Source organism: Amycolatopsis sp. NPDC059027, assembly GCF_042739735.1.
Classification (GTDB): domain Bacteria; phylum Actinomycetota; class Actinomycetes; order Mycobacteriales; family Pseudonocardiaceae; genus Amycolatopsis.
This window is the reverse complement of record NZ_JBHYIK010000040.1, coordinates 1-17,308: the sequence shown is the minus strand read 5'-3', so window position 1 is coordinate 17,308 and position 17,308 is coordinate 1. Positions and strand designations below refer to the sequence as shown.

General features: G+C 67.4%; 12 protein-coding genes. 5 read left to right on the top strand and 7 right to left on the bottom strand.

Going from position 1 to position 17,308, the window contains the following annotated elements:
• Window positions 1-232: 232 nt before the first annotated feature.
• Window positions 233-595, bottom strand: a complete 363-nt coding sequence (locus tag ACFWY9_RS26180; RefSeq protein WP_378323055.1) for a hypothetical protein — start codon at window positions 593-595, stop codon at window positions 233-235.
• A gap of 734 nt (window positions 596-1,329) precedes the next feature.
• On the opposite strand from ACFWY9_RS26180, the gene ACFWY9_RS26175 reads away from it, so the two are divergent.
• Together ACFWY9_RS26175 and ACFWY9_RS26170 are read left to right on the top strand one after the other, a co-directional pair.
• Window positions 1,330-2,514: a cytochrome P450 gene (locus tag ACFWY9_RS26175; protein WP_378323056.1), complete on the top strand. Its 1,185-nt coding sequence runs from the start codon at window positions 1,330-1,332 to the stop codon at window positions 2,512-2,514.
• A gap of 48 nt (window positions 2,515-2,562) precedes the next feature.
• Window positions 2,563-4,017, top strand: coding sequence for a hypothetical protein (locus ACFWY9_RS26170; protein WP_378323058.1), 1,455 nt, complete (start codon window positions 2,563-2,565; stop codon window positions 4,015-4,017).
• A 45-nt stretch (window positions 4,018-4,062) separates the two neighbouring features.
• Here the strand turns inward: ACFWY9_RS26170 and ACFWY9_RS26165 are convergent, their stop codons facing one another.
• Window positions 4,063-7,806: a helix-turn-helix domain-containing protein gene (locus ACFWY9_RS26165; RefSeq protein ID WP_378340164.1), complete on the bottom strand. Its 3,744-nt coding sequence runs from the start codon at window positions 7,804-7,806 to the stop codon at window positions 4,063-4,065.
• A 205-nt stretch (window positions 7,807-8,011) separates the two neighbouring features.
• Window positions 8,012-9,130, bottom strand: a complete 1,119-nt coding sequence (locus ACFWY9_RS26160; protein WP_378340163.1) for a hypothetical protein — start codon at window positions 9,128-9,130, stop codon at window positions 8,012-8,014.
• A 105-nt stretch (window positions 9,131-9,235) separates the two neighbouring features.
• Here ACFWY9_RS26160 and ACFWY9_RS26155 point away from each other — a divergent pair, with 105 nt between their 5' ends.
• Window positions 9,236-9,988 (top strand): alpha/beta fold hydrolase, encoded by a 753-nt coding sequence (locus ACFWY9_RS26155; protein ID WP_378340162.1) that lies wholly within the window; start codon window positions 9,236-9,238, stop codon window positions 9,986-9,988.
• Window positions 9,989-10,062: 74 nt separating this feature from the next.
• Here the strand turns inward: ACFWY9_RS26155 and ACFWY9_RS26150 are convergent, their stop codons facing one another.
• The 4 genes from ACFWY9_RS26150 to ACFWY9_RS26135 all read right to left on the bottom strand — a co-directional run bounded on the left by ACFWY9_RS26150 (window position 10,063) and on the right by ACFWY9_RS26135 (window position 15,708).
• A complete protein-coding gene (locus ACFWY9_RS26150; protein ID WP_378323062.1) occupies window positions 10,063-11,217 on the bottom strand; it encodes an acyl-CoA dehydrogenase family protein in 1,155 nt (384 codons plus the stop codon).
• Entirely contained in the window at window positions 11,214-13,199 is a 1,986-nt protein-coding gene (locus ACFWY9_RS26145; RefSeq protein ID WP_378340161.1) for an acetyl-CoA carboxylase biotin carboxylase subunit, read from the bottom strand. The genes ACFWY9_RS26150 and ACFWY9_RS26145 overlap by 4 nt, the downstream gene beginning before the upstream one ends.
• A gap of 2 nt (window positions 13,200-13,201) precedes the next feature.
• Window positions 13,202-14,815: a carboxyl transferase domain-containing protein gene (locus ACFWY9_RS26140; protein ID WP_378340160.1), complete on the bottom strand. Its 1,614-nt coding sequence runs from the start codon at window positions 14,813-14,815 to the stop codon at window positions 13,202-13,204.
• Between the two features lie 101 nt (window positions 14,816-14,916).
• Complete coding sequence (locus ACFWY9_RS26135) at window positions 14,917-15,708, bottom strand: SGNH/GDSL hydrolase family protein (protein WP_378323066.1); 792 nt, start codon at window positions 15,706-15,708, stop codon at window positions 14,917-14,919.
• A 151-nt stretch (window positions 15,709-15,859) separates the two neighbouring features.
• On the opposite strand from ACFWY9_RS26135, the gene ACFWY9_RS26130 reads away from it, so the two are divergent.
• Window positions 15,860-16,447 carry a TetR/AcrR family transcriptional regulator gene (locus tag ACFWY9_RS26130; protein ID WP_378323067.1) on the top strand — a complete coding sequence of 196 codons (588 nt, stop codon included), beginning with the start codon at window positions 15,860-15,862 and terminating at the stop codon, window positions 16,445-16,447.
• Between the two features lie 67 nt (window positions 16,448-16,514).
• Window positions 16,515-17,012 carry a hypothetical protein gene (locus tag ACFWY9_RS26125; RefSeq protein WP_378323068.1) on the top strand — a complete coding sequence of 166 codons (498 nt, stop codon included), beginning with the start codon at window positions 16,515-16,517 and terminating at the stop codon, window positions 17,010-17,012.
• The last annotated feature ends 296 nt before the right edge of the window (window positions 17,013-17,308 follow it).

Sequence of the window (17,308 nt, the reverse complement as noted above, 5' to 3'; positions counted from 1 at the left end):
CGTCCCACCCGCCTGCGGTGGTGTTGTGTTTGTTGGTGCGGGAGACATACCTCCCAAACCACAACGCGGTCGCGCCAACCCCCGGGCCCCCCGCCCGGGGCCCCCCCGGCCGCCCCCCCACCTCCCCCTTGGTGACGTCACGCCCAGCTCTGGCCGATCGCCCCTGATTATGCGCAACCAGTCAGGTCACGAATATTGTCTACGCGGAGGCGTTACGGCCAGTCGACCGTCATCAGCGGTCCTCGATGACGTGATTTCCCCCGTAACCGCCGTTGCCATAGCACTCACCGTAGAAGCTCCAGGTGCCCCTGCCCATCCAATCGCCCACCTTCCGCGTGCCATTGTTGCAGAAGGTGATCGACCGTGATTGTCCGTCGAAAACTGTCACCGTGGAACTCCACTCATTGTCACTATCCCGATAGTCATTCTCCGCGTGGCTACCGTACGGGTGGGCCTGGGCGTCACCTTTCACTTGCGCGGCGAGCGGGACGACCTCCCGGTGAATCGGCGCGGCGGCGGAACTGGTGACTCCGGCGAGTACGAGCACTCCAGCCGCGATGGCGGGCACAGTGACCCGCAGCAGAGGCTTATACATCTTGCTCCTTTCAGGATTTGGGCATTGCGCCCAGGTTGGATGCGGTGCGCCGTGACTTCCGCCGGCTTGACGAGACCTCGGGCCGGCGTCCCTGGCGTCAGCCAGAATCAGCGACTCACCAATGGCCGGGAACGCGAGCGAGCCAGGCTCGTCCCTATCTCGCTCCCAGACCGACACCAGTTGTAGGGCAGAGGAGTTGTTTTCTGCAGGTAGACGGCCGCCAGACAAACATCGTGTGGACAACGGCGCGAACGTCGGCCGGTGCGAGTCGCGGCATCGACCCGCCTTGATGATGTCCCCGCGTACATGTGAGATGACTTTCCGTCACGTGAACAGTGGTGGCGGGCGGTGTCCTCCCGGGAAAACAGAACCCAGCGCCGCCACACCTGTGACGGTGCTCCCGGCCTCGATGCCGGCGACCCTCGACGCCGTTCCAGCCGTAGCCACGTACGCGCTCATCCGCACAGCTTTGTCTACATTGTGTTTGTCTGATGGCCGGGACCGGCAACAAACAATGTTTCTGCCCTATAACAGAACACGACATGCCACCGAACTACCGATGCCGACGCCGCTTGCCCGGCATCCATACACCGGCAGCCCATCGCGTGATTGTTTGGAGGTGAATGTGATGCAGCACTGGTACTGAGTCATCTCAATCTGCTGACACGGGGCTAGGAGGGCGCCGTTACGAACTGCTTCCTGGCGGCGCCCTCTCCCAACCCGAAGGTGAAGAAATGGCCGATATCCCACTGCACCCTGCGACAACGGCGAGCAATTGGTGGAATCCCTTTGACCCTGATTTTCTCGCCAGCCCTTACCACTACTACTCCCGGCTACGCGGCGAAGCGCCGCTGACCTGGCATGAAGCCCTGAATTCCTGGGTGGTCAGCAGCTTCGACCTCTGTGAGCGAGTGCTTCGCGACTGGGAAGTGTTCGCCGCGGACGACCGCAGGTCAGGCGGGAGCATCCCGGAGTCCACGATCACTGTCCAGCGCCTCGATCCCCCCGCCCATACACGCATCAGCAAGGTATTGGCAGGTGCCCTGCGCGCCCAGGACTTCGGCCGCATCGCGACGATTGTGCAGTCGGAGACACGGTCACGCTTGGTCGCGATGGCCGCGGATACGAGCGGCGACCTCGTCAGGGATCTGGCCATCCCCGTATCCACCGCTGCCATGGTGGCGCTGATGGGCATTCCGGCCGACCTGCTACCCCGGACATGGAGCCTGTCGGCTCGGATAGTGACCAGCATGAACGCAGGCTTGCGGCCGGAGACCCGAGAGCCTGGCCGGCGGGCTCGCGCCGAGTTGAGCCGGCTACTCGATTCCTGCCTGGACGCCAAGTGCGGCCACGGCGTACTCGGCGCGGTGGCGTCGGCCGGATGCCCCTCGTCGCTTCCCCGCGAGGTGCTGGTGAACTCCTTGCGGGTGGTCCTGCTGGCCGGCCTGAACACCGCGCAGCGCATGCTGGGGCTGGCCGCCCTCACCTTGCTCGGCGACGAGGGCGCGACCCGCCGGATCCGCTCCAGCACGCCATCGAACAAGGTGATTCACGAAATCGTCCGGTTCGACAACCCGTTTCAGGCGCAAAGCCGCCGGTGTGTGGCCAGTACCGTCATCGCCGGGGTGCGGCTGCGCCGGGGCGACACCGTCGTTGCCCTGCTCGGCGCGGCCAACCATGACCCCGCGAGATTCCCCTCGCCGGACGCCCTCGATTTCGACCGGCCCTTCCGCCCCAGCCTCGCCTTCGGTACCGGCACGCACGCCTGCATCGGCGCCGCGGTCGCGGGCACCATGCTCCGCGCGTTTCTGAACGCTGCCTGGCGAGACGGTGCGTACCTCCGCCGCGCGGGCGATCCGGTGTTCGACGCCAACCCGACGCTCCGCGGCCTTACCCGGTTTCCTGTCCAAGTGCGATAAAGAGGGGAAGAAACATTGTTCAGATTATCGACGAGACGCGTCGCAGGCTTGCTGCTGGCCGCCGTGCTGGCGGCCGGCGGCGCAACCTTGACCGCCGTGCCGGCGGCCTCGGCCGATTCCGCGGCCGACGTCTGCGCCGAGGCCGCGTTCAACGCGCCCAACACGGGCTTCAAGGACGACAAGGAGCATTTCGTCATCGCGGTCGCGGTCGGCATGGCGGAGTCACACTGCAACCCCACTGCCGAGCACCACAACGGAAGCGGGTCGACCGACTACGGGCTGTGGCAGATCAACGACCACTACCATCCCGAGTGGACGAAGCCGGAATGCCGATTCGACAAGACCTGCAACGCGCAGGCGGCCTGGGTCATTTCCAGCGGCGCCCAGAACTGGTGTCAGTGGAACACCTTCGACCCCTGCAAGAGCGCGCCTCAGAACCTCGGCACCTACCGGAACTTCCTCGCTGACGCGCAAGCGGCCGTCGACAAGTTCCTTCCGGGGCCACCGCGTACGAACAGCGCTCCGGCGGCGACATCTTCCGTGGAGTACAACGGCGAGCTCGCTCACTTCGAGCGCACCGCGGACGGCTCGCTGGGGCACTGGTTCTACCCCGACGAACACGGAGTCACCGGCTTCGACACCTGGGCCACCAATGGAGTCAAACTCGCCGGGAAGCCGACCGCGATCATCTACAGTGGTCAGATCACGGTATTCGCTCGCGGCACCGATGGCAGCCTCCTGCACTGGTTCTACCCGGACGAAAACCACGCCACCGGCTTCGATGTGTGGGGCGGCGGCTTGGCCGGAGATCCGACGGCGGTCGTTTACCACAACGAGCTGACCGTGTTCGCGCAGGGAACGGACGGCAGCCTGAAGCATTGGTTCTACCCCGACGGCAATGGCTCCACCGGTCAGGACACCTGGGCCTCGAATGGCGTCGCGGTAGCCGGACGCCCGACAGCCGTGGTGTACCACGACCAATTGACCGTTTTCGCGCACGGTGCCGACGGCAGCCTGCTGCACTGGTTCTATCCCGACGAACACGGAGTCGCCGGCTTCGACAGCTGGGGCGGCGGAATCGCAGGAGACCCGGAGGCGACCGTCTACCACGACGAGTTGACGGTATTCGCGCAAGGCTCGGACAACACCCTGCAGCATTTCTTCTACCCCGATAACGGGACGACAGGCCGTGACACCTGGACGACCACCGGGATCGGAATCACCGGCAAACCCGGGGTGACGATTTTCTCAGGACAGCTGACCGTATTCGCCCGGGGAACCGATGGCAGCCTCGCACATTGGTTCTACCCTGACGAACATGGAGTCACCGGCTTCGACAGCTGGGGCGGCGGAATCGCGGGAGACCCGGACACCGCACCGGTCTACACCAACCAGATCACCCTGTTCGCCAAGGGCGAGGACGGTAGTCTTCAGCACTTCTTCTACCCCGATACCAACGGAGTCACCGGCCGGGACGTGTGGGGCGGAGCAATCATCGGCTGAACCCGCCAGGCGGGCCCGGCGCTCCGGCTCGGGTGCCGGGTCCGTCTACTTCGCGCACGGCGGATGATAAGACAACCCCGGAAAATACTGATCCCATTCAGCAGTACTGATCGCGGGATGGGCGACCTCGCAGACTCGAGCGGCAACGCGGTCAACGTCGGTCTCCCACAGCCGGGCGCTGTGGTCGTCGCTGCCGGTTATCACGGTTCGCCCTGCTGGGTCGAACGCGACCGATTCCACCGGGCCGGTGTGCCCGGCGAGTGTTGCCAGCGCGGCCGGACGACGCACGTCGGTCACATCCCACAAGCGGGCGGTCTGGTCATCGCTGCCGCTGACCAGCGTATGCCCGTTCTGGTTGAACGCGACCGAGACGACGTGGTTGGTGTGGCCGACGAGCGTCGCCAGCGCGGCCGGATGACGCACGTCGGTCACATCCCACAGCCGGACGGTCTGGTCGAAGCTCCCGGTGGCCAGCGTGCCCCCGTCCGGACTGAACGCCACCGACCGCACGCTGTCGGCGTGCTCGGTCAGCTTCGCCAGGGCGGCCGGGTTCCTCGAATCGGTCACGTCCCACAGCCGCACCGAGTGATCGAAGCTGCCGGTCGCCACGGTACGTCCGTCCGGGCTGAACGCCACGCTGTAGACGGTGTTGTCGTGACCGATCAGCGTGGACAGCATGACGGGGACACCTGGGCCGGTCAGGTTCCACAACCGCACAGTGTGGTCGCGGCTTGCGGTGGCCAGTGTGCGGCCATCCGGGCTGAACGCCACAGCGACGACTTTGGCGGCGTGACCGGACAAGACCGCCCGCAGTACCGGTGCGTGCGGATTGCCGGCGTCCCACAGTCGCGCGAGGTTGTCGTCCCCTGCGGTGACCACCGCATTCCCGTCCCTGCTGAACGCCACGGCGTCGACCGGACTGGCGTGGCCGGTCAGCGTGGACAGGAGGACCGGGCGATAGGGATCGGTGACATCCCACAACCGCGCGGTGCCGTCGTCGCTGCCGGTGACAGCCAGATGTCCGTCCGGGCGAAACGCGACCGACCGAACGGTGTCGGTGTGTCCGGTGAGGGTCGGTCCGGGGATGTCCCACAGCAGCACAGTCCGGTCGTCGCCGGCGGTGGCCACCGTGCGGCCGTCCGGGCTGAACGCCACGGACTCCAGGTGATCGCTGTGGCCCGACAGCGCCGACAGCAGGCTCGGTGACCGTATGTTGCCGACGTCCCAAAGCCGGGCCGTATGGTCGAAGCTCGCAGTCGCCACGCTGCGTCCGTCCGCGCTGAACACCACGCAGTGCACAGCGTTGGTGTGCCCGGGAAGTGTCGCCAGCGCTACTGGTCTGTGTTTGTCGGTGACGTCGAACAGTCTGGCCGTCATGTCGTCGCCGGCGGTGGCGACCGTGTGGCCGTCCGGGCTGAAGGCCGCCGACCGGACGGTGTCCGTGTGGTCGGTGATGATCCCCAGCGGTACGGGCTCCCCTCGGTTCGCGATGTTCCACAGCCGGACGGTCCGATCGGCACTGGTGCTGGCCACCGTGGTCCCGTCCGGGCTGAAGGCCACGCTGTTTACGCCTTTGGCGTGCCCGGTGATCGTCGCGGCAGGGATCGGCTGGCGAGGATTGGTCAGATCCCACGCCCGGACCGTCCGGTCGGCACCGCCGCTGGCGAGTGTCTTCCCGTCTGGGCTGAACGCTACCGATTCCACTACGTCGGAGTGTCCGGTGAGGACGGACAGCCCACTGGGTGAGCGCGGGTTGCCGATATCCCAGATTCGGATCGTGTGGTCGGAACTGCCGGTGGCGACCATTCGCCGATCAGGACTGATGGCCACCGACCGGACGTGGTCGTTGTGTCCCACCAAAGGGGCCAGTACCGTTGGCCGGTGCGGGTCGGTGACGTCCCACAACCACGCCGTTCCGTCGTCACTCGCGCTGGCGACCATGTGGTTGTCCGAACTGAATGTCACCGCTTGAACCCGGTCGATGTGGCCGGTCAATCTGGTGGCATACGGTGTGGCGAAGGTGCTGAGCAAGCTGGTACGAGCCTGCGTGGTGGCCGTGAGCCGGGACGCGGCGACACTGAGTTGAGCGGCCAGCGCCGGGTTGGTCGCGCGCAAAGTGTTCGCTTCCAAGGCGACCTGCCCTGACAGGGCGATGTCGCGTTGCTGGATCGCGCCACGCTGCGCGTCGACGGCGATCACAGTAGCGGTGGCCGCGACCAGGAACAGCACCGTCACCAGCGCCAAAAGCTGCCGCAACCGGCGAGCCCGGCGACGGGATCCGGCTTTTTCGGCCTCCTCGGCGGCAAGACTGGCATCGAGGAACTCCCGCTCCCTGGCGGTAAGCGCCCCCGCGTTGCCAACGGCCCAATCCTGGACCAATGCCAACCGGGTGCCGCGGTAGAGCGTATCGGTGTCGCGGTGCAGTCCCTCCCACATTTCGGTGGCGTCGGTCAGCTGGCGATGCAGCCGCAGTCCCGCGCGGTCCTCGGCCAGCCAGCTGTGCAGCCTTGGCCAGCAACGGATGAGGGCCTCGTGGCCGATCTCGACGGAGTCGGTGTCCAGGACGATCAGACGTGCCGCGGCCAGGCGGTCGAGCACCACAGTGACGTCCGCATCGGCGGTGTCCAGCTCACTGCGGGTGATCCGGCGCTTCGTGTCTTCGGTGCCCTCGCCGAGCGCCGTCAACCGGAGAAAGATCTGCCGGGCCAGCTGTTGCTGATCGTCGTTGAGCGCTGTGTACAGCGACTCCGCTGTCTGCGCGAGTGCCCCGTCGATACCCCCGGCCTCGTGGAACCCCTCCAGTGTCAACGTGTTCCCGCGCCGCCGTCGCCAGGTTTCCAGCATCGCGTGCGACAGCAACGGCAGTACTCCTGCCTCTCCGGCGGTCTGGGCCACCAGGGTGGCGACCAGGGACCCTTCGATCGAGCAACCGGCGCCCGCGGCCGGTTTCGTGATCGCCTGGCGCAGCTCCTCAGCGGTCATCGGCCCGACCGCCACGTGCGCGCTCTGGAGGGCATCGGCCAGCTCCGGATAGGCAGTGCAATGAGCGTAGAAGTCGGCTCTCACACCCAGCACGACGCGGCAGCCCAAGCCGTCGGCATCCTCGGAGGTAGCCGCCTGCAGCAGCGCCGTGATGAACTCGGCGCGCTCGCGTGGATCCCGGCAGAGCGTGAAAACCTCTTCGAACTGATCCACTACAAGCACGGTGTCGCGGCCCACCGCCGTGCCGGTTACCCGCGCGTACTCCCCCATCGGGTGCGGGCCTGGGGTGAACACGACCGCATCCGGAAGCCGAGGTACCAGCCCAGCTCGCAACAACGAAGACTTACCCACCCCCGACGCGCCGAACACGGCGAGGAAACTTAACTGCGATAATCTGTTCAGCAGCGCACTAACCAAGCTTTCACGGCCAAAGAACCGTGCGCTGTCCTCGGGCTGCAGTGCCGCCAAACCGACGTAAGGTGAACCGGCGTCGGCCGGCTCCACCGATGTGACCAGCTCGGCGGCGATGGCACGCCACCGCCGTTCCCACTCCCTCGGTTCCCCGCCGCAGGCCTGTACATAGGCCAGGGTCACCGCCAAGCTGGGCAGTCGGCGCCCGGCCGCTGCCGTGGCAAGGGTCGCGACCGAATAGTGCGCCCGCTTTGCGAGTTCCCGATAGGTCGGGCTGCCCGCCGACTCCCTCAGCCGGCGTAGATCAGCAGCCAGTTGCACCAGAGGTTCTTCCCCCTCGTCCAGCGGCTTTTCCTTGCGCGGCACCGCCCGCCCCCCTTCGACGTCGGCCGACATTGTCACCAATCGACCAATCGCCGCGCACGAGATTCAAGCAAGTCAACCCATTCGGACCAGCCAATTCATCCTTCATTAAAAGCGTGCATTTCTTACAGTTGGTCCAGCCGAACTGTGGGCGTCGGCCGAGCCGTTGCTCCCCGGAATTTCAGCCGCGTTCACCGGGGGTGGGGACGCGGCAACGCGCCCCCACCACGCGTTCGGGTTACTTGGGCGGGATGGGCACCAGTTCGTAGCCGACGCTCGACTGCGCCCCGTTCGGCGCGGTGACCGCGGCGAGGCCGACGATGTGCCCGGCGTCGTTGATGCCGGTGGCACCTGCCAGCCGCACGTTCGGGTGCGGCGCGATCAGCGTGTTGAGCTCGGTCGCGTGGCCGTTGCGGTAGAGGAAGCCGTTGCCGCTTCCCACGAGGTCGAGGGGCGGGATGACCCCGTCGTCGCCGACGATGTCACCGTGGTTGTTGATCGCGGTGGCGTGCGCGGCATTCTGGTTGGCGCCCGGCACGTTGAGGTCGACCGCCTTGCCCTTGCTGAACAACACCGCGTGGAACAGGTTGGGCAGGCTTCCGGGTGCGCTGGCCGCGCCCACCGCCTGACCGGCGTTGTTGACAGCCAGTGCCTCGGCGAAACCACCGCCGTTGAGCGTGCCGAGTGAGCTGATCTTCCCGTTGACCCATTCCGCGGCGGCCTTGCCGCCGTTGGCCTGCGCGGCGTCGCCGACGACCACTCCATTGCCGTTGACGGCGAGCGCCTCACCAGTCTTGCCACCGGGGAACAGGGGCAGGTTGGTCACCGTCGGACCCTGTTTGGACCACGGCGTGCCCGCGATACCGCCCTGCGTGCCCACGATCTGCTGCCTGTTGTTGACGCCGAGAGCCTCGGCCGTCCCGGCGGGATTCACGCCGAGATCGGTCCCGGTGGCGCCCGGACCCGGCCAGAGGACCGGCCGGGGCACCTCCGCCACGCCGCCGGGGAAGACCACGACCTTCCCGTACCGCCCGACCACCATGCCCTGGTCGTTGATGGACAGTGCCCTGGTTTCCTCGCGCTGGCTGGGGCCGGTGCCGGGCGCATTGAGGAAGAGTGGAGTCTTCGAACCCGCCTTGAGAATGAAACCTTTCTCCCGCCCTTGGGACGACGGGTCGGTACCGAGACCGATGATGTCGCCGTGCGCGTTGATCCCGCGATACTCCAGCGTGGTCGCGGAACCGAGCACGAGTCTGTACTGCGGCGCCGGGGCCGCCTCCGCACCGGGTGCGGACACACCCATCACCCCGGCCATCGCGCCCGCGGCCACCATGGCCGCCGGTAAGCGCTTGCGCATGAAACCCTCCTTTGCGTGACGCCAAAACGTCATCACGCAATACGGGCCGGGGTTACACGTCTAATTCCGTGGCCCCGCCCCCGTCGCGCATGATTGTGTTGCGGCATGCCCACGCTCACCATCACCAACGGGGAAGTACCACTGCACGTCGTCGATCACGGCGGCACGGGAAGGCCGATCGTGCTTCTGCACGGCGGTGACCGGTCCAGTGCGGACTGGACCGAGATCGCGGGGCGGCTGAGCGCGCTCGGGTACCGCCCCGTCGCAGTCGACCTCCGCGGGCACGGCCGGACTCCCGCGGCGACCTGGTCGTGGGAGCTGGTGCTGTCCGACGTCGCAGCGGTGATCGACTCCCTCGATCTCGTGCGGCCGGCCGTCGTCGGGCACTCGCTCGGCGGCATGATCGCCGCGCTCTGGGCGGCGGAGCACCCGGACTGCCCGCTCGCGGTCAACCTCGACGGGCACGGCAATCCCATTCACCCCAGCCAGTACGCGGGGCTCGCACCCGAGCGGGCGGCCCAGGAGCACGCCGCGCTACGGGCCGAACTCGCGAACATGAGCGCGGGGCTCGGCGACTATCTCATCACGGTCGTACGCGCCTTCGAACGTCTCGACCGGTTCGCGGCCTACCGTCGCGCCGGTGGCCCGCTGGTCGTCACCCGGTCGGCCCGCTCGATGGCGGATCTGCTGCCGGAGGCGGTGCAGGACACCTGGCGCGCGCACGAACGCTGGCTGGGCGAACAGCTCGCCGCGCTGGCGGCCGACGGCGCGATGGAACTCATCGCGACGCCGACCGGCCACGACGTCCATCTCGAAGATCCCGCGCTCGTGACGAGGATCGTCCACGAACGTCTCTGACCGCAGTACGTTAAGGCCACCTTACGGGCATCTGACGCCCGTAAGGTGGCCTTAACGGCATTTCAAGTGCGGGCTCAGACGACGCCGAGGTGGCGCGAGATCAGCATCTTCTGCACCTCGCTGGTGCCCTCGCCGACCTCGAGGATCTTGGCGTCGCGGTAGAAACGACCCACCGGGAACTCGTTCATGAAGCCGTAGCCGCCGAAGATCTGCGTGGCGTCCCGCGAGTTGTCCATCGCCGCGTTCGACGCGACGAGCTTCGCGATCGACGCCTCCTTCTTGAACGGCTCGCCGCGCAGCATCTTCGACGCCGCCTGGTAGTAGGCCAGCCGGGCGGTGTGCGTACGGACCTCCATGTCGGCGATCTTGAACTGGATCGCCTGGTACTCCCCGATCCGCTTGCCGAAGGCGACGCGGTCCTTGACGTACTTGAGGCATTCGTCGACACAGCCCTGCGCCAGCCCGACACTCAGCGCGGCGATGGCGACCCGTCCTTCGTCCAAAATGGACAGGAACTGCGCGTATCCTCGGCCGCGGTCGCCCACCAGGTTGCCCGCAGGCACTCGGACGTCCGAAAAGGACAGCTCGTGGGTGTCGGAGCAGTTCCAGCCGACCTTCGAGTACTTGGGCGCGACCTCGAACCCCGGTGTGCCCGAAGGAACGATGATCGCGGAGATCTCCTTGCGCCCGTTCTCCATCACGTCGGTGACCGCGGTGACGGTGACCAGCTTCGTGATGTCGGTGCCGGAGTTGGTGATGAACGCCTTGCTGCCGTTGATGATCCACTCGTCGCCGTCGAGCTTGGCGCGCGTCCGGGTCGCCCCCGCGTCCGAGCCGCCGCCGGGTTCGGTCAGCCCGAAGCCGCCCAGCGCCTCACCCGCGCACAGCGAGGGCAGCCACTTCTCCTTCTGTTCCTGGCTGCCGAAGCGGTAGATCGGCATCGCACCCAGCGACACCCCGGCCTCCAGGGTGATCGCGACCGAGGAGTCCACACGCGCCAGCTCTTCCAGCGCGAGGCACAGCGCGAAGTAGTCGCCGCCCATCCCCCCGAACTCCTCGGGGAACGGGAGCCCGAACAAGCCCATTTCGCCCATCTTCGCGACGAGTTCGTACGGGAACTCCTCGCGCTCGTACAGTTCGCCGATCACCGGAGCGACCTCGGCGTGCGCGAAGTCTTCGACGGTCTTGCGCAGCGACTCGTACTCTTCGTCAAGGCGGAAGTCGATCACGATTTCTCCTCGTGGGGTGACACGATGGCAAGGGTTTCGTCCAGCGCGACCTGTTGGCCGACGCGGACGGAAAGTTCGCTGACCACACCGTCGATCGGCGCGGTGACGGTGTGCTCCATCTTCATGGCCTCGACGACCAGCAGCGGTGTTCCGGCGCTGACGACGTCGCCCGCCGCCACCTTGACGACCAGCACCGTGCCCGGCATCGGGCTGGCGACCGGTCCGGCACCGGCGGCCTCACCACGGGAAAGGAGCACGTTTTCCTGTTCCCCGAAGGCGAATCCGTGTCCGTCCCTGGCCAGCCAGACCGTCCTGTTCGGACCGCAGGCCTGCCGGTAGCGGTGGAAGCCGCTGGGGTGCCGCACTTCCAGCACGTCGCCGTCCCGGCGGACGGAGACCCGCACCGGCTCGCCGTCCCCGACGGTGACCGTCGCGTCGGCGGGCGTGCCCACGACCTTCACCACGGCCTGTTCGGTACCGGCCTTGAGCCGGAAGGTCACCCCGCCCGAACCCCCGGCGCGCCAGCCGTTCGGCACGTCCCAGGGGTCCACAATGGATCCCGTCGGCTGCAGCTCCAGCAGCCGGTCCAGTGCCGCGGCGACGAAGAACTCCGCCGGCACCGCCGAAGAGACCAGAGTGGACAGACGGCGATCGACGAGTTCGGTGTCGAGTTTGCCTTCCCGCACATCGGGATCGGCCAGCAAACCGCGCAGGAACGCCACATTGGTGCCGACGCCGAGCAGTGCGGTGTCGGCGAGCGCGAGGTCGAGCCGGTGCAGCGCGGCCGCGCGGTCCGGGCCGTGGGCGATGACCTTGGCCAGCATCGGATCGTAGTTCGAGCCGATCACCGCACCTTCGGACATCCACGAGTCGACGCGGACACCATCGCCCGAGGGTTCGTGCACGGCCAGCACGGTTCCGCCGGTCGGGATGAAGCCACGCGCGGGATCTTCCGCGTAAACCCGGGCTTCGACCGCGTGCCCGGTGAGCCGGACGTCTTCCTGGGCAAGGGTGAGCGGCTCCCCCGCCGCGACGCGGACCTGCCATTCGACCAGGTCCAGCCCGGTGACCAGCTCGGTGACCGGGTGCTCGACCTGCAGGCGGGTGTTCATCTCCATGAAGAAGTATTCGCCGGGGTCGTGCGCGGACATGATGAATTCGACGGTCCCCGCGCCGACATAGCCGACCGACCGCGCGGCTTCGACCGCGGACGCGCCCATCTTCGCGCGCGTCGCCTCGTCCAGCAGGGCCGAAGGCGCTTCCTCGATGATCTTCTGGTGGCGCCGCTGCAGGCTGCATTCGCGTTCACCGAGGTGGATCACGTTCCCGTGCTGGTCGGCGAGCACCTGGATCTCGATGTGCCGCGGCGTGGTGACGAACCGCTCCAGCAGCAACGTGTCGTCACCGAACGAACCCTTGGCCTCACGGCGCGCGGACTCGACCGCGGCGTCCAGTTCGGACGGTTCGGTCACCAGCCGCATGCCCTTGCCGCCGCCACCGGCGGACGGCTTGAGCAGCAACGGATACCCGACCCCGGCCGCCGCCTCGGCGAAGCCACCGGCCGGAATGTCCACATCGGACGCACCGGGCACGACGGGGACGCCCGCCTTCGACACCGTCGCCTTGGCGCGGATCTTGTCGCCCATCGCGTCGATCGCGGCGACCGGCGGGCCGATGAAGACCAGCCCGGCTTCCTCGCAGGCCCGCGCGAACCCGGCGTTCTCCGCCAGGAAGCCGTAACCCGGGTGCACCGCCTGCGCGCCGGTGTCCCGCGCGGCCTGGACGATCGCCGGGATCGATAAATAGCTTTTCGCAGCCTCGGCCGGTCCGATGCGGACCGCCGTGTGTGCCTCCCGGACGTGCCGCGCGTCCGCGTCGGCATCGCTGTACACCGCGACCGAGCGAATGCCCATATCACGCAGGGTCCGGATGACGCGGACCGCGATCTCGCCCCGGTTGGCGACCAGAACAGTGTCGAACATGCTCACATCCTGAAGACGCCGTAGTTGACCTCGGACAGGGGCGCGTTCGCCGCCGCCGACAGCGCGAGCCCGACCACCGTGCGGGTGTCCGCCGGGTCGATCACGCCGTCGTCCCACAGCCGCGCCGTCGAGTAGTACGGGCTGCCCTGCGCCTCGTACTGCTCACGGATCGGGTCCTTGAACGCCTCTTCGTCTTGCACGGACCATTCGCCGCCACGTGATTCGATGGCGTCACGGCGAACCGTCGACAGCACCGACGCCGCTTGCTCACCGCCCATCACCGAGATCCGCGCGTTCGGCCACATCCACAGGAAACGCGGCGAATACGCCCTGCCGCACATCGAATAGTTGCCCGCCCCGAACGAACCGCCGATGATCACGGTCAGCTTCGGTACCCGGGCACACGCGACGGCGGTGACCATCTTCGCGCCGTGCTTGGCGATACCGCCCGCCTCGTACGCGCGGCCGACCATGAACCCGGTGATGTTCTGCAGGAACAGCAACGGGATCGAACGCTTGTCGCACAGCTCGATGAAATGCGCGCCCTTCATCGCCGACTCGGCGAACAACACGCCGTTGTTCGCGATGATGCCGACGGGATGACCGTGGATCCGGGCGAACCCGGTGACCAAAGTGGACCCGTACTCCTTCTTGAACTCGCCGAACCGGCTGCCGTCGACGATCCGGGCGATCACCTCGCGGACGTCGTAGGGCACGCGCGGATCGGTCGGCACGACGCCGTACAACTCGGCAGGGTCGACGGCGGGTTCCTCGACCGGGGTCACGTCCCATGGCCGCGGCGTCCGGGGGCCGAGCGTCGACACGATCGAGCGAACGATGCTCAGAGCGTGCGCGTCGTCGTCGGCGAGGTGGTCGGTGACGCCGGACTGACGTGCGTGGACGTCGCCGCCGCCGAGTTCCTCGGCCGTGACGACCTCGCCGGTCGCGGCCTTCACCAGCGGCGGGCCACCGAGGAAGATCGTGCCCTGATTGCGCACGATGACCGCTTCGTCGCTCATGGCCGGGACGTACGCGCCGCCGGCGGTGCACGAACCGAGCACCGCGGCGATCTGCGGGATCCCGCGGCCGGACATCGTCGCCTGGTTGTAGAAGATCCGCCCGAAGTGCTCACGATCCGGGAAGACCTCGTCCTGCCGCGGCAGGAACGCGCCGCCGGAGTCCACCAGGTAGACGCACGGCAGGTTGTTGTGCAGCGCGACTTCCTGGGCGCGCAGGTGTTTCTTGACCGTCATCGGGTAGTAGGTGCCGCCCTTGACGGTCGCGTCGTTGGCGACGATCACGCATTCGCGGCCGGACACGCGGCCGATGCCGGTGATGATGCCCGCCGACGGCGCCTCGTCGTCGTACATCCCGGTGGCCGCGAGCGGGGACAGCTCCAGGAAGGGCGAACCCGGGTCGAGCAGGGTGTCGACCCGGTCGCGCGGCAGCAGTTTGCCGCGTTCGACGTGGCGGGTACGCGCTTTCTCGGGGCCTCCGAGCCGCGCGGCGTCCAGGCGCTTGCGCAGGTCCTCCACGAGTTCGGCGTGCGAGGTGGCGCTGCGGGCGTACGTTTCACTCCGTGGATCGGCGGAGCTGTTCAGTACCGGCGTGTCCATGACTCCCTCGTCGTCCCCCGGACGCAGACAGGTTAGCAGTCGTTAACTCCTCTCGGATGTTAACGACTGCTAACCCGGATGTCCAGCGACGAGGGCGAGGATCAGCCGATCTTGGCCTTCAGTGCCGCGTAGTAACCACTGGACTGCCCCGCCGCCGTCGGGTGGTAGGACTCCGCCACCGGCCAGGTCAGGCTGTGCAGCCACCAGTCGGACGAGCAGATCTCGTGCCCGCTGAACGGCGAGCGCATGTCGACGAACGTGGCCCCGGCGGCCGAAGCACGCTGGGAGATCGTCGACGCGAGAGCGTCCGAACCGGAGTTGATCGCCGAGCGCTTCGTGTCGGACAGGCCGACGTTGCACGAGCCCGGCACCTTGTACATGTGCGGGTAACCGAGCACGACGAGCTTCGCGTTCGGCGCCTTCTGCTTGATGGTGCCGTAGACCTTGTCGAGCAGGCCGGGCAGCGTGCCGTTGACGTAGGTCTTCGCCTGGTTCACCCGGTTGACGCAGGTCTGGTCGTCGTTGAGCGTGCAGGTCTTGATCACGTCGGTGAATCCGGCGTCGTTGCCCCCGACGGACACGGTGACCAGGGTGGTCCCCGAGGTCACTGAGGAAGCCTGGTTGACGACGTCGCCCGTGCGAGCCCCAGAACAGGCGACGAAGGTGAGCTTGGTGCCCGAATGGGCGTTGGTCCAGAGTTGCGGATAGGCGTTGGAGCTGCGCATGCAGTCGCCGGAGTTGCCGTAGTCGCCGGCGCCGACGCCGGAGGAGTAGGAGTCGCCGAGGGCTGCGTAGGTGGTCGCCTGGATCGCGTTCGCGGTCCCGGCGAGGCCGAACGTGGTGAGAGCGGTGACGGCCACGGCCGTGCACCAGCGGATGAGGGGACGGGTCATAGTCACTCCTTCGTGACAGCCTTACATGAAGGAAGCATTACAGGTGGGTCCTCCACGAGGAACCCCTAGAAAACCGCGTAACCGCATGGCCTAGTCAGGAAGTCGTGGTCACTTGTTAGCGGTTGTTAACCGGCCGCCCTACTATGACCAGATGGCGGCGAACCCCACCCCACTCGCGAACGGCGCGAAGGCGAACAGGCGCGAACAGATCATGGCCGCGGCCGCCGAGCTGTTCGCGCACCACGGTTTCCACGGTGTCGGCATCGACGACATCGGCGCCGCCGTCGGGATCTCCGGGCCCGCCCTGTACCGGCATTTCCGCAGCAAGGACTCGATCCTCGGCGAAATGCTCAACTCGATCAGCCGCTACCTGCTCGACGGCGGAAGCGCGCGGGCCGGCCTCGGCGAGCCGAAGGACGTGCTGGCCGAGCTGGTGCGCTTCCACGTCGACTTCGCGTTGCAGCATCCGGCGTTGATCACGGTGCAGGAGCGCAACCTCGCGAATCTCACCGACAGTGACCGCAAGCAGGTGCGCGCCCTGCAGCGGCAGTACGTCGAGGTGTGGGTCCGCGCGATCCGGGACACGGTACCCGGGCTGAGCGAACGACGGGCCCGGTCAGCGGCACACGCCGTGTTCGGGTTGATCAACTCGACCCCGTACAACCGCCATCTCGGTGACGAGGAACTGGCCGAGCTGCTGTGCCGCCTCGCGCTCGGTGCGTTGCGCGCGGCCGAGTGAGGGGCACGCCACCGGGCCGGGTTCCGGGTATCCCCACGATCACCGATGCTGGTGTTTGATAGGGGCTGTGGACCCGGACAGGAGCGAGGACGAGCGGCGGCTCGTCGAGAAAGCGCAGCGCGCGCTCGTCGCGATCAGCCTCGGCGAGGACGCCGAGGCGCTGGACCAGGTCGCGCCCACGTCGGCCGAGCCGCAGGCCCGCTCGGACGAGACGAAAGCGCTGATGCTGCTGCTTTTCGGCGAGTGCAGCGCGATGGTGTCGACGCTCGGGGACGGCGGCAGCGCACCGGTGAAGGTGCAGGTGTTCGACGAGGCGGGCGAGGAGGTCTCGATCGACCAGGCCGACCCGCCCGTGCGGACGGCCGTGCGGACGCTGCTGGCCGAGGTGCACGGCAACACGGCGGCCGCGCAGGAACAGGTCGAGATCGCGCTGGCGAACGCGGCCCCGGACGAGGTCGACTCGCTCGTGCTGCAGGCCCTGCGCTGGACGATCCGGCTGTCGGTCGAATGCCTGGACCGCGACCTCCCGGTGGCCCCCTGGATCTCCGACGCCGTGGCAGGCTGACTCTCGTTTCCCTTGCCCACCAGGGCTTTCCCACACTCGCGGCCACGGCTGCCCTGCTCTGGGTATCCCCCACCCTCCCAGGGGGCGACCCCGCAACCAGTCTACCGCCCTGACCCGACAAAACCGGCGTGACGGCCGTGACGAGCGGGATTTGTCCACAACCGCTCCATAGCTGTGGACAACCCCGGAAATCGGGGGCCTGACAGAGTCTTGGAGCGGCTCGACGGGCGGACGGGTGAGTAGGCGCGCGGGGGGTGTCCCGAACGACGCGTTGAGGACGTTGATCGTCTCGAACG